The 13,005-nt window shown below is 55.9% G+C and carries 11 protein-coding genes; 9 read left to right on the plus strand and 2 right to left on the minus strand.

Going from position 1 to position 13,005, the window contains the following annotated elements:
* Window positions 1-373: 373 nt before the first annotated feature.
* Together VN114_RS04580 and VN114_RS04585 are read left to right on the plus strand one after the other, a co-directional pair.
* Complete coding sequence (locus tag VN114_RS04580) at window positions 374-832, plus strand: PA2169 family four-helix-bundle protein (protein WP_325512450.1); 459 nt, start codon at window positions 374-376, stop codon at window positions 830-832.
* 50 nt (window positions 833-882) lie between these two features.
* Window positions 883-1,206 (plus strand): DUF883 family protein, encoded by a 324-nt coding sequence (locus tag VN114_RS04585; RefSeq protein WP_325512452.1) that lies wholly within the window; start codon window positions 883-885, stop codon window positions 1,204-1,206.
* Between the two features lie 114 nt (window positions 1,207-1,320).
* Here VN114_RS04585 and VN114_RS04590 read toward each other — a convergent pair whose 3' ends face one another.
* Together VN114_RS04590 and VN114_RS04595 are read right to left on the minus strand one after the other, a co-directional pair.
* Window positions 1,321-4,143 (minus strand): EAL domain-containing protein, encoded by a 2,823-nt coding sequence (locus VN114_RS04590; RefSeq protein WP_325512453.1) that lies wholly within the window; start codon window positions 4,141-4,143, stop codon window positions 1,321-1,323.
* Between the two features lie 211 nt (window positions 4,144-4,354).
* A complete protein-coding gene (locus tag VN114_RS04595; protein ID WP_325512455.1) occupies window positions 4,355-5,161 on the minus strand; it encodes a PP2C family serine/threonine-protein phosphatase in 807 nt (268 codons plus the stop codon).
* Window positions 5,162-5,458: 297 nt separating this feature from the next.
* On the opposite strand from VN114_RS04595, the gene VN114_RS04600 reads away from it, so the two are divergent.
* The 7 genes from VN114_RS04600 to rlmD all read left to right on the plus strand — a co-directional run bounded on the left by VN114_RS04600 (window position 5,459) and on the right by rlmD (window position 12,917).
* The gene (locus VN114_RS04600) at window positions 5,459-5,665 is read left to right on the plus strand and encodes a YdcH family protein (protein WP_325512457.1); all 207 of its coding nucleotides are present in this window, start codon (window positions 5,459-5,461) and stop codon (window positions 5,663-5,665) included.
* Between the two features lie 80 nt (window positions 5,666-5,745).
* Entirely contained in the window at window positions 5,746-7,758 is a 2,013-nt protein-coding gene (locus VN114_RS04605) for an ATP-dependent DNA helicase (protein ID WP_325512459.1), read from the plus strand.
* Between the two features lie 93 nt (window positions 7,759-7,851).
* Window positions 7,852-8,589, plus strand: a complete 738-nt coding sequence (gene surE / locus VN114_RS04610; RefSeq protein WP_325512461.1) for a 5'/3'-nucleotidase SurE — start codon at window positions 7,852-7,854, stop codon at window positions 8,587-8,589.
* Entirely contained in the window at window positions 8,586-9,467 is an 882-nt protein-coding gene (locus VN114_RS04615) for a protein-L-isoaspartate(D-aspartate) O-methyltransferase (protein WP_325512463.1), read from the plus strand. Before surE ends, VN114_RS04615 begins: the two co-directional genes overlap by 4 nt.
* 37 nt (window positions 9,468-9,504) lie before the next feature.
* Window positions 9,505-10,374: a peptidoglycan DD-metalloendopeptidase family protein gene (locus tag VN114_RS04620; protein WP_325512465.1), complete on the plus strand. Its 870-nt coding sequence runs from the start codon at window positions 9,505-9,507 to the stop codon at window positions 10,372-10,374.
* Window positions 10,374-11,420, plus strand: coding sequence for an RNA polymerase sigma factor RpoS (rpoS, locus tag VN114_RS04625; RefSeq protein ID WP_325512467.1), 1,047 nt, complete (start codon window positions 10,374-10,376; stop codon window positions 11,418-11,420). The genes VN114_RS04620 and rpoS overlap by 1 nt, the downstream gene beginning before the upstream one ends.
* A gap of 135 nt (window positions 11,421-11,555) precedes the next feature.
* A complete protein-coding gene (rlmD, locus tag VN114_RS04630; protein ID WP_325512469.1) occupies window positions 11,556-12,917 on the plus strand; it encodes a 23S rRNA (uracil(1939)-C(5))-methyltransferase RlmD in 1,362 nt (453 codons plus the stop codon).
* The last annotated feature ends 88 nt before the right edge of the window (window positions 12,918-13,005 follow it).

A 13,005-nucleotide genomic window follows, 5' to 3' on the forward strand; every position in this document is an offset into this window, starting at 1 on the left:
CATCGTTGCCTGGGGACCCTTGATACCCGAGGCGGCGGCAGTGAATCTCGATCGCAAAAAAACTCCATTTTCTGACTACGTGATTCTTCATGAGTCATGGCATTCAATTGCCGCATCTCATCGCGCACTCTCTTGCGAACAATAAAATCACATTCCTGAGAGCATCAAATCATTCGTTCTGTATGTGGGATGTCGAACAGAGTCGTCGATATATTTCACGCATAGTGAATCTCACTTGCCGGCCGCATAAGGATTGCGTCGGTGTTCTTCAAACATACGCCGGTACAACGTTGAGCATCAGATTGACGCTCTTGTCAGCTTGCCGAATGGCGATGCTGAAACGTTACAGGCGAATCCCTGAAAGGAAATGATCATGAAAAATAATGACGTGGTTTCTACGCTGAACGATCTGATCGAAACCTGTAAAGATGGTGAAGAAGGTTTCAAGACCTGTGCAGAAGACATTGGTGACGGTCAGTACAAGCAGCCGTTCTTGACACTGGCTGCAGGTTGTGCCGCTTCGGCACAGGAGTTGAGTGGTCTGGTGATCGCCTATGGCGGCAATCCGGAAACACGCTCGAGCCTGAGCGGCACTTTGCATCGTCGCTGGGTTGACATCAAATCCGCGATCGTCGGCAAGGATGACGAAGCCATTTTGAATGAATGCGAACGCGGTGAAGACGTCGCAGTGAAGAGTTATCGCAATGCGCTTGAAAAACCGTTGCCGGTGGATGTGAAAGCTGTGGTGGAGCGTCAGTATCAAGGCGTGCTCCAGAACCACGATCTGATCAAAAGCATGCGTGATCGTGCTCGTGCCGCTGCAATGCACTGATATGGGCTGTATGCCGTACAAAAAACCAACCTGACTTGAGGAGTACGGAAATGATCGAATCAAAAGTGGAAACGAAAATGGACAGCGTCAACAGCGATCTGAAAAATCTGTCCAAAGATGCCAAGGCGCTGGCAAGCGAAGCCAAGGCGGATGCCTACGAAAAGACCGGCGAGCTGAGCAAGAAATGCGCCGAATTTCTGAACACGGCGGTGGCAGCTGCGAAGGAAGTCCCGACCATTGCCGCGACGAGAACCAAGGAAGTTGCTGCATCGACGGACGAGTATGTGCACGAAAAACCTTGGCGTGCCGTCACGATTTCGGCAGGCCTCGGCATTCTGCTCGGCGTCATGTTCGCCAAGCGTGACAGCCGTTAAAAAACGCTGAGAATTCGCATCGCTGCAGGAATGTTGCAGCGGTCGCGAGAGATACGATCCTGCACGGAACGGCCTCACGCTGTTTCTTGCAGGATTTTTTACTTGCCTGGGAAATCAGACGGTTGCACTGCTTTCGGCAGGCGGATAGAAGGAAACGGCTTTACCGACAAAACTTCCCTGGGCATAGCCGACACCGACTTTTTGCAATCTGGCCAGAGTGTTTGCATCGTCGACATTCTGCGCAATCGTATCGATGCCCATCACGCTGCTGATACGCTGGATCGCCTCGACCTTGGCGTAATCGACCGGGTCATGCGCCATTCCCTTGATGTAGCCGCCATCGATTTTCAGGTAATCGACATGCAAATGCTTGAGATAGGCAAATGACGACATGCCGCTGCCAAAATCTCCCAATGCGAACGAACAACCGCGTGGTTTCAATGCCTCGATGAAGCGCAACGCGCGCGTCAGATTCGTGATCGCGGTGGTTTCGGCGATCGAGAAACAGATTGCGTTGTAAGGCACGCCGAATTCGGCAAACTGTTCATGGACGAATTCGAGGAAGTGCTCATCATCCAGCGAGTTGCCGGAAATTTTCAGCATCAGCAGATGCTGACCGATTTCACCGCTGGTATCCATCGCATCCAGGGTCGCCGCATGCTGGGCAAATGCGGTGCGAATGATCCAGCGATCGATGGTCGGCATGAAATGATAACGCTCAGCCGCCGGCATGAAGGCGCTGGTTGGAATCAGCTTGCCATTATCGTCGGCCAGATACAGGCATAGTTCATCGAACAAATGATTCTTCCGGTTCGGACGCAGGTTGACGATCTTCTGCGATTGCAGGCGGAAGGCGTCGTTCTCGAACGCCTTCTGGATGCGCTCATTCCATTTAACTTCACCTTCGCGTGTCGCAAGCTGGTGATCTTCCGTTCGATAAATGTGCACACGATTACGACCGGTATCCTTGGCGATATAGCAGGCCGTATCGGCAGCACTGAGCAGGTCGGGCAGCGACAGCGCGTTGTTGCTGAAATTGACGAGTCCGATGCTGACGCCGATCGGGAAGATCTTGTCCTGCCAGACGAAGTGGAAATCGCAAATGGTCTGACGCAGTTTTTCCGCGATACGTACGGCCGATTCCGGCGAACAGTTTTCAAGGAACGCACCAAATTCATCGCCGCCCAGTCGTGCCAATGTATCGCTGTCGCGCACCAGCGGTTGCAGCAGTGCCGTGATCTGACGCAGCAGTTCATCGCCTGCACTGTGGCCGCAGGTATCGTTGACGATCTTGAACTGATCCAGATCCAGATAGAGCAGGGCGTGTTGGCGTGACTGACGCGCCAGCGTATCGATAGCGAGTTCCAGCCGGCGCTCGAACTCACGGCGATTGAACAAGCCGGTCAGCGGATCGTGCGCTGCCTGATGCGACAACTGGATCGCGAGCTGGCGTGAGTCGCTGACGTCGTGGAATACGAGAACGACGCCGATGATCTCGCCTTCACGATTGCGGATTGGTGCGGCGGAATCCTCGACCGCATATTCGGTGCCGTTGCGACTCAGCAGGACGGTGTCCTTGCTCAGCTCGACATTACTTTGCTGTTCAAGCACCATCTCGACCGGATTGGCAACCGGTTCGCGGGTGAATCCGTTGACGATCTTGAAGACGCGTGCCGACGGCAGGCCTTCCGCCTCGGCCTTACTCCAGCCGGTCAGCTCTTCAGCGACCGGATTCATGTATTCGATGTTGCCGAGTTTGTCAGTGGTAATGACGGCATCGGCAATGGATTCCAGTGTGACCTGTGCGCGTTCTTTTTCGGTGAAAAGAATAGCCTTGGATTCTTCACGTTCCGCCTCATGTTGCCGTAGCGACGCCACCATGCCGTCGAAGGCGCGTGCAAGCTGGCTGATTTCTTCCTTGCCGTAACGGATGCCTGTGCGAGCATGCAGATTGCCCGCACCAACCTGATCGGCGGTGCGGACCAGCGCCTTGACGCGCCGGAGGATGATGACATCGCCAACGAACCATGCCGCTACCAGCGCCAGCAGCGCGATGACCGCAAGCGTGGTGAGCTCCATCATCTGCAAATGATTTGCGGGCGCGACGATGTCATCCATTGGAATGCCGATGCTGACCTTGAAATTGGAGACGTCGCTGGTGCCGACGGGAGCAAACGCATGCAGGCGTCTGATCCCGTCACTGTCCGTCAGCTCGGATGTGCCGAAGCCAACCTTGATCATGACGTCGAACAACGATGGCGGAGTGCGTGTACCTATCCATTTTTCCGGGTCGGGCCGACGCGCGATGATGGTGCCGCGACTATCGGCCGTAATCAGCACCGCACCGCTTGGCAATGCGATATCGCTGACGAAACGGTCGAGGTAGCTGAGGTCGAGCGCGGCAAAAATGACCGAACGCACATTGCCCTTGTTATCGAGTACCGGGTAAGTGAGGTTGATGGTGTGCTTGCGGCTGGTACGGCCAAACACATAGTCACCTGCGGTAAAGGTGCGTTGCTCGACGGTTTGCTTGAAGTAGGTACGGCTCCCGAGATTGATCTTGTTTTGTAACGGAATGGCGCTGCAACTGACGTCGCCGTTCAATTGAATCAGACCGAAATTGGTATAGCCCTGATTGCGTTGCAGTACGTTGGCAAGAAACTGGTTGCAGGTTTTTGCATTACCTTGCAATTCAGGCAAGGTCGACAGGACGCTCAACAACTGACGCGCCCCTTCGATCATGCGTGCCTCGCTGGTGGCAGCGAGTTGCGTCATTTGCTGCAGGTTGTCTTCGGCAATCCGGATCGCTTGTTGTCTTTCTTTCCATGCGCCATAGACAGTCAGGATGACGGGCGGCACGATGGCGAGCAAAACGAGGACAAGCAAGCGAATACGCAAGCTGTCGAAGTTGAACCTCTGACCGAGAGTTTTTTTCAATGCGTGGACTTTTTGATAACCATCGGATGCGGACGTGTCGCCGTATTTTTTCAATGTAGTCGATACGGACGGAATATGCCACGCCGCTGCGTGCGTTCCCTGCACATCAGACCGGAAGGGCGTGAAAAGAGTTTCCTGAAAACACGCCGAATGGTTAAATTTTTGTCGAAATACGCCTGGCCGGAATTCGTTTCCGGCGGACTTGCCGGCGTCAGACTGCCCGGCGCATTTTCTTGGCGGTGTAATCCTTGGGTTCGGCGGCCTGCTTGACCAGTTTGACGATGGCCAGTGTGCAGTTATCGGCCTTGCCGGGAATGGCGCGGGCGCGGGCTTTGGCAATCAGCATTTCGCTGGCCTGGCGGACGGAATTCATTGCAATCGCGGCACCAAGTTCGGCATCGCTGAAGTATTGCCATAAGCCGTCTGTACAAAGGAGGAATGAATCGCCGATCTTCAAGCCGTCGCGTCGGCCGACGCTGAGCGCCAGATCGTTGGTGGTGCTGCCGACGACGTTGACAAGGAGATTGGCCAGCAGCGGGTCCCTGGCTTTTGCGTCGTCCAGTTTGTTTTCTGCCTTCAGCTGGGCGAGATAAGTATGGTCTTCCGTGCGCCGAACGCAGTTCGGGCCGTCGAAGCAATACAGGCGCGAATCGCCGGCGTGTGCCCAAATTGCGGTGTTTTGTGGTGTGAGCATCAGCAGCACAACCGTGCTGTGGGGTTTCTTGTCAGACGACATGGCGGACAGCTTGATGACCGTATCGGCTTCGCGCGCGATCGTGTGCAGGACGGTTTCGGGATCGTCGGTCAGCGGCGAAAAACGTTCGAAAACCTGTTGCGCCGAACGTATCACCTGTTCCGCTGCGAGAGCACCGCCGGATAACCCGCCCATGCCGTCGGCCATGACGGCGAGCATGTAGCCGGGCGCTTTCGGCGCGGCAAAAAGAGCGGTTCTGTCCTGCTGTTCCTGGCGGTCTCCGATATGCTGGCCGGTTCCTGCTTCTATCCTGTATTGGCTCATACGTCTGCGTGGATTAAACTAGCGTCTCTGGTTTGTGTGCGCCGGATTATTGCATGCGTCATGCAGGTGTAATCGAATCCGGCATTTTTTAAATTGTAAGAATTTTTTGCAACTGATCCGTATTCGAGTTTTTCAGTTGTGACATAAAGATAACGAATTTGCCGCTTGCCGCGTGCAATGCCGTTCGTTTTTATGTGGAATCGGTTTAATAAGTGGCTTTTTGTAGACAATTTGCTACGTTTCAAATGAAGCTGTTCGCCTGACCTGAAAATCGTCTGCCATGCCGGGAATGCCACTATGACAAAGAGTTCTTCGCAGGATATCCAGCACCGCATCGTCGAGCTCGAGGTGGAGCATCGCGATCTGGATGCGGCGATCGAAACGCTGATCCGTGATGGCCGCCATGAAGAGTTACAATTGCGCCGGCTGAAGAAGCGCAAATTGCAGCTGAAGGACAACATCACGCTGCTGAAAATGCAGTTGATTCCTGACATTCCTGCATAGATTCCGGCAGCGTTTCCGCTGCTTTCGGCTTATCCGCCGGCATGCCCCTCCGTTTTTAAACGCCTTACCAAGACCGTACCTTGACTGCCGAAACTTCTGCTGTACCTGTTCCCGTCGTACACGATGCCGAGATCGATGCACTGTTCGGCATCGGCAGTCCGCTGGGGCAGGCGGTCGGCGGTTTTCGTCCGCGCCAGTCGCAGACCGAAATGGCGAAAGCGATCGCGAACGCCATCGCAAATCAGCAAACGCTGATCGCAGAAGCCGGCACCGGTACCGGCAAGACCTTTGCCTATCTTGTGCCGTCGTTATTATGGGGTGGCAAGGTTATCATCTCGACCGGCACCAAGAACCTGCAGGATCAACTGTATCTGCGCGATATTCCGACCGTGCGTCGTGCCTTGAGTGCGCCGGTGTCGGTTGCGCTGTTGAAAGGGCGCGCCAATTACGTGTGTCACTTTCATCTTGAGCGCACGCTGCAGAACGGCCGGATGACTTCGCGCGAAGATGTTGGCTACCTGCGCGAAATTTCCCGCTTCGTCAAAACCACAAGTAGCGGCGACAAGGCCGAATTATCGAAGGTGCCGGAGACGGCGCCGGTATGGAATCTGGTGACATCCACGCGTGATACCTGCATGGGCGCGGAATGCCAGTATTACCAGGATTGTTTTGTGATGAAGGCGCGCAAGGAGGCGCAACAGGCCGATGTCGTCGTCGTCAACCATCACCTGTTTTTTGCCGATGTCGCGTTGAAGGATACCGGCGTGGCCGAGCTGCTGCCGTCGGCCAATACCGTTATCTTCGATGAGGCGCATCAATTGCCGGAAACGGCGACGCTGTTTTTCGGCGACACGATTTCCACTTCGCAGATACTGGAATTGTGCCGCGATGTGCTGGCCGAAGGTTTGTCGCATGCACGCGATGGCGCCGACTGGCCTGCCACGGTGACGACCGTCGAACGCGCGGCGCGGGATCTGCGACTGACGTTTCCGCAGGACTCTATCCGGCTGGCGGTCAATCAGATCGCATCATCCAGCCCGTTCTTTCCGGCGCTGGAAACGCTGAAGGATCAACTCGACGGCATGATCGCCGTCCTTCAAAAGCAGGCTGAACGCGCCGAAACGATCGAACAGTGCCGCGTGCGGGCGCTGGAAATCGCGATGCGGCTGGAAGCATGGAACAAGCCGGTCGGAGACGTCATCATCGGACAGGAAAGCGTGCTGTGGGTCGAGGCGTTTTCCTCGTCATTGCAACTGCATCGCACGCCGTTATCGATTGCACCGATCTTCAACAAGCAACGCGAAGGAACGGCGCGCTCCTGGATATTTACGTCGGCGACGCTGGCGGTGAAGAACGATTTCAACCATTACAGCGCGCAAATGGGCTTGTGGGACGAACCGGCGCAATCGTGGCCGAGCCCGTTCGATTACGGCAATCAGGGTTTGCTTTACGTGCCGGAAAATCTGCCGCAACCGAACGCACTTGAATACACGGATGCGGTTATCGATGCGGCATTGCCTGTGATCGAAGCGGCAGGCGGCGGCGCTTTTCTATTGTGCACGACGATACGCGCAGTCAACCGCGCGGCTGAACGTTTGCGCGACGAATTCGCAAAACGTAATTTGCCTTTTCCGTTGATGGTGCAGGGCGAAGCGGGACGCACCGAATTGCTCGACCGTTTTCGTGCGGCCGGCAATGCGGTATTGATCGGTAGCCAAAGCTTTTGGGAAGGCGTGGACGTGCGCGGCGATGCGTTATCGGTCGTGATCATCGACAAGCTGCCGTTTTCGCCGCCCGACGATCCGGTGCTGGCGGCGCGCATCGAGGCGCTGGAAAAGAAGGGCATGAACGGTTTCATGCATCACCAATTGCCGGCAGCGATCATCAATCTGAAACAGGGCGCGGGACGCCTGATTCGCGATGAAAGCGATCGTGGTGTATTGATGATTTGCGATCCCCGGCTGATTTCCAAGCCGTATGGCAAGCGCATCTGGCAAAGCTTGCCGCCATTCAAGCGCACGCGCGAGTTGTCGGTTGTACGTGAATTCTTTGCCGCGATCGAACAGGAAGTGATTGACGAAAATGCGGCTTAGTCAACGCGATCGCCTGTTTTCCGGATAAAAATGCCCAACGAAAAGGGATGTCAGGCGCTTCGGAAAGTGCAGCGCATCGGGTAGAATTTGCGCATGAGAATTCTTATCAGTAACGACGATGGTTATCTGGCGCCCGGATTGATTGCGCTGGCCGATGCGCTGGCACCGATCGCGGATATCACTGTTGTCGCCCCTGACAGCAATCGTTCGGGCAGTTCCAACTCGCTGACGCTCGATCGTCCATTGTCCGTGTTCCAGGCGTCCAATGGCTTTTACTTCATCAACGGCACGCCGTCCGATTGCGTACACATTGCGCTGACCGGCATCATGTCCGAACCTCCCGACCTCGTTGTTTCCGGCATTAACCAAGGCCAGAATATGGGAGAAGACACCTTGTATTCCGGAACTGTTGCGGCCGCGACGGAAGGGTTTTTGTTTGGCCTGCCGTCAATTGCGTTTTCGCAGGTGGAAAAAGGCTGGCCCGAGCTGGCTTCGGCAGCGCGCGTGGCACGCGAGATCGTGGAGCGGCGGCTTGATTCTTTCCCGGATCATTTTCTGTTGAACGTCAACATTCCGAACCTGCCCTACGCGCAGTTGAAACCGCCGGTCGCCACGCGGCTCGGCAAGCGTCACAAATCGGAAGCGGTCATCCGCGCTCAGGATCCGCAAGGACGAGAAATTTACTGGATCGGGCCGTGCGGCGGACAAAAGGATGCCGGTGAGGGCACCGATTTTCACGCGACGGCACTCGGGCATGTCTCGATCACGCCGCTGCAGATCGATCTGACGCACAACGCACAACTCGCTGCATTGAAAAAGGCACTGGCATGACCGACAAGGACAAGGGCAAACGTTTTCCGCTGTCGCTGTCTTCATTATCGGAAAAGCCGCCGCGTTCCGGTCTCAGAAGCGAACTGCATCGCAATCTCTCGCCGGCAAGGATCGCTACCCCGCAAACTGCGACACAAAATGCATCACAGCATGTAAAGCGCCCGACAGCGCCGGGTCGGCCACAAGAAGCTGTCCGTCCGCTCGTTCCGGCTCAGCCCGGTCGTTCGTCATCGCTGGTGTCGGATGCCGTGCGCAAGGCAATGACTGCCCGGGTAGCGAAGCAGGGCGTCAAGGATGCGAAAGTATTGGCGGCAATGGAGGCGGTGCCACGCCATCTGTTCATGGAGCCGGCGCTGGCCAGCCAGGCTTATATCGATGCATCGCTGCCGATCGGTTATCACCAGACGATTTCCCAACCGTACATCGTGGCGCGGATGATCGAGGTAATGCGCGATAACGGTAACGGTGGGGTGCTCAACCGTGTACTGGAAATCGGCACCGGTTGCGGTTATCAGGCGGCCGTCCTGGCGTTGGTCGCGAAGGAAGTCTATTCGATCGAACGCATCAAGGGATTGCACGAACTGGCGAAATCCAACCTGCGCCCGATGCGTGTGGCAAACATCCGCTTGCATTACGGAGATGGTATGCTTGGTCTGCCGCAGGCAGCCCCATTTGACGGGATTATTCTGGCCGCGGCCGGACTGGAAGTGCCTCAGGCGCTGCTGGAACAGATGGCGATAGGCGGACGTCTGGTCGCCCCCGTCGGCGATCGTCGGCAGGTACTGCAACTGATAGAGCGCGTCGGCAAATTCGATTGGAAGAGCTCGACGCTGGAAGATTGCCATTTTGTGCCGTTGCGTCCGGGAACGATTGCCTAGACAGCGTGCGCAAGCAAAGAACATTGAACGCATCAAAATGAAAAAACCACGACTGATATTCCTGCTGTTGCTGGCAGGCGGCTTAGCGGCCTGCAGCACTCCCCGCCATACGGCGCCTGTCACCGAACGTACGATTGGTGGCAAGGATGCCCCGGCAAGGGTTGCTGAAGACCGCACTTTCTATACGGTCAGGAAGGGCGATACCTTGTATCGCATCGCGCTGGATTTCGGCCAGAGTTACAGCGAACTGGTTACCTGGAACAATCTGTCGAACCCGAACGACATCAAGGTGAATCAGGTACTGCGCGTAGCGCCGCCTGATTTGCCTGCTGCGCGCAGCGGCAATGCGCAGACTGCTGCAGTGGCGACAGTTTCTGGCGTTGAAACGCGTGCATTGTCTGCGCCGCCTCCTGTGGCCGGCAGCAACAAGAACGGCCCTCGGGGTGACAAGCGTCCGTATTCCGATGCGACGATGGCGGAAATGCAAAAACCTGAAGGCGCGGGCGAGAAGCCGGCAGAAGCCGCTGCTGCGATCGACGAGGATTCTGTGTCGTGGATGTGGCCGGCGGACGGCAAGGTTGTCGCTACGTTCGATGACAGCAAAAAGGGTATCGATATCGCAGGTAAATCCGGGCAGCCGGTTCTGGCGGCCGGTTCGGGCAAAGTCATGTACGCAGGCAGCGGCATTCGTGGTTACGGCAATCTGGTGATCGTCAAACATACCAGCACATTGCTGTCGGCGTATGCACACAACAAAACGATCAGCGTGAAAGAGGGGCAGACCGTTGCCAAAGGACAGAAGATCGCTGAAATGGGCGATTCCGATGCGGACGCCGTGAAGCTGCATTTTGAAATTCGCCAGCAGGGCAAACCTGTCGACCCATCCAAATTCCTGCCTTCTCGCTAATGACACGACATCGTGACGCTCAGGCCGACGACGAAGAGAATGCAGATGCATTGTCGCCGGACTTGACGTTTCGATCGGCAGACGATGCCGACAAGCCGGACGAGGAAGACGACGAAGAACTACACTCCGCGGAAGAAGAAAAACAGGAAGCGGAAGTGCCGGTCGCCGTGGCCGGTATCGATGAAATCAAGAAGGTGCTGTCGACCGAGTTGTCGACCGACGCTACCCAGCATTATCTGAACCAGATCGGCTCACGTCCGTTGCTGACGGTCGAGCAAGAGGTGCATTACGCCACGCTGGCCAAGCAGGGTAATTTTGCCGGCCGTCAGAAGATGATCGAGCACAATCTGCGACTGGTCGTGTCGATTGCGAAGCATTACATCAATCGCGGTGTGATCCTGCTCGATCTGATCGAGGAAGGGAATATCGGGCTGATGCGTGCCATCGACAAGTTCGAGCCTGAACGTGGCTTTCGTTTTTCTACCTATGCGACGTGGTGGATACGACAAAGCATCGAGCGCGCCATCATGAATCAGGCGCGCACGGTACGCCTGCCGGTTCATGTGGTGCGTGAACTGAACCAGACACTGCGTGCAAAGTTCCATCTCGAGGCGCAGCATCACGACGGCAAGGATGCGACAGCGGAAGACATTGCACATTTGGTCGATCGCAGCGTCGAGGAAGTCCAGGACATCCTGGCCTTGTCGGAACATGCAACGTCGCTGGACGCTCCGCTGGACGGTGATCCGCAGGCCAGCCTGATTGATCTGCTGCAAGGCGACCATGCAAATGATCCCGATACGCAGGCAGAGCATCATGAAATGACGGTGCTGGTACGCGACTGGCTGGAAAAACTGCCGGACAAGCAGCGACTCGTGATCACGCGTCGCTTCGGTCTGGATAATGACGATCCGGCCACACTGGAAGAACTGGCGTCGGAAATGAAAGTCACGCGCGAGCGTGTTCGCCAGATTCAACAGGAAGCATTGATCAAGCTGAAACGTGCACTGACGCGCACAGGCGTCGGCAAAGATTCCCTGCTCTGACCTCTTTTTTGCAGTCATGCAGCAGCACAGAATAAACGCAGCCGCTGCCGAGGCAGTTTGCTATCATCCGCTCTCCGAATTTTTCCAATCAAACCGGCCTGAAAATCAATCGGCCGGATCAACGATTCAGTTCTTATGCAGCAAACCACCATTGACATCGAATCCCTCGATACGGAGGCGCGCGGCGTCGGTCATCTTCGCAATGAAGATGGCACGCCGGGCAAGGTCGTGTTCGTCGAGGGCGCATTGCCGCCGGAGCGTGTCGGATTTTCCTCGTTTCGCAAGAAGGCGAACTGGGAAGCGGCCAAGCTGACGGAGATTTACAAGGAATCTTCCCTGCGGGTAAAACCGAAATGCCCGCATTTCGGTGTGTGCGGCGGTTGTTCGATGCAGCACCTGGAAGCCGGTGCGCAGGTCGCGCTGAAGCAGCGAATACTCGAAGACAACCTGAAGCACATCGGCAAGGTAAAACCGGAAACCATGTTGCGGCCGGTGCATGGTCCGACATGGGGATATCGATACCGTGCGCGGATTTCGGTGCGCAACGTCCCCAAAAAAGGCGGTGTACTGGTCGGTTTTCACGAGAGAAAATCGATCTTTGTCAGCGACATGAAAAGCTGCGAAATTCTGCCGCAGCATGTGTCGGCAATGTTGATGCCGCTGCGTGGATTGATCGCATCGTTGTCTGTCATCAATGAAATTCCGCAGATCGAGCTGGCAATCGGGCAGGGGGGGCAAGGCCTGATTACCGCAATGGTGTTGCGCATCATGACACCGTTGACGCTGGATGATGAACACAAATTGACTGCGTTCGCCGGGCAATATCAGGTGCAATGGTGGTTGCAGCCGGCGGGACCGGACAGCGTCTACCCGTTCGACCCGGCCAATGCGGATTTGCACTACGTACTGCCGGAATTCAATATCCGCATGCCGTTCAAGCCGACGGATTTCACGCAGGTCAATCATCAAATCAATCGCGTTCTTGTCGCACGCGCATTGCGTTTGCTCGACGTGCAATCCGGTGATCGTGTGGCAGATCTGTTTTGCGGCCTCGGCAATTTCACATTGCCGATCGCCACGCTCGCGCGCGAGGTTGTCGGTATTGAAGGTAGCGACACGCTCACGGCGCGCGCATTGGAAAACGCCGTGGCGAACGGTATCGATCAACATACGTCATTTCATTGTCGTAATTTGTTCGAAGCGAAAACGGAAGATTTCATCACATTAGGCAAGTTCGATCGCATGCTGATCGACCCGCCGCGCGATGGTGCGCAGGCAGTGTGTGAAGCATTGACGGGATTAAGGGAATCGCATCCGGACATGCTGCCGCGTCGCATCGTCTATGTGTCGTGCAATCCGTCGACGCTGGCGCGCGATGCCGCGATACTGGTTAATGGCGGGTACAGATTGCGTCATGCGGGCGTCATCAACATGTTTCCGCATACGTCGCATGTCGAGTCCATGGCAGTGTTTGATCGGGAAGATTCGATTGCCTAGGACAGGATTGGCGGGAACAAGCCGGCCTGCGGGCCGGTTTTTTATTGGAACGGAAGGTAAATACCGGCAATTTCATGTCTGATTGATA

The organism is Oxalicibacterium sp. (genome assembly GCF_035565035.1).
In the GTDB taxonomy this organism is placed as follows: Bacteria; Pseudomonadota; Gammaproteobacteria; order Burkholderiales; family Burkholderiaceae_D; genus Oxalicibacterium.

Bases quoted from the DNA above. Each gene is read 5' to 3' on its own strand.
- VN114_RS04580 (WP_325512450.1), top strand. From the start codon at position 374: ATGAAAAATAATGACGTGGTTTCTACGCTGAACGATCTGATCGAAACC.
- VN114_RS04585 (WP_325512452.1), top strand. From the start codon at position 883: ATGATCGAATCAAAAGTGGAAACGAAAATGGACAGCGTCAACAGCGAT.
- VN114_RS04595 (WP_325512455.1), bottom strand. From the start codon at position 5,161: ATGAGCCAATACAGGATAGAAGCAGGAACCGGCCAGCATATCGGAGAC.
- VN114_RS04600 (WP_325512457.1), top strand. From the start codon at position 5,459: ATGACAAAGAGTTCTTCGCAGGATATCCAGCACCGCATCGTCGAGCTC.
- surE (WP_325512461.1), top strand. From the start codon at position 7,852: ATGAGAATTCTTATCAGTAACGACGATGGTTATCTGGCGCCCGGATTG.
- VN114_RS04615 (WP_325512463.1), top strand. From the start codon at position 8,586: ATGACCGACAAGGACAAGGGCAAACGTTTTCCGCTGTCGCTGTCTTCA.
- VN114_RS04620 (WP_325512465.1), top strand. From the start codon at position 9,505: ATGAAAAAACCACGACTGATATTCCTGCTGTTGCTGGCAGGCGGCTTA.
- rpoS (WP_325512467.1), top strand. From the start codon at position 10,374: ATGACACGACATCGTGACGCTCAGGCCGACGACGAAGAGAATGCAGAT.
- rlmD (WP_325512469.1), top strand. From the start codon at position 11,556: ATGCAGCAAACCACCATTGACATCGAATCCCTCGATACGGAGGCGCGC.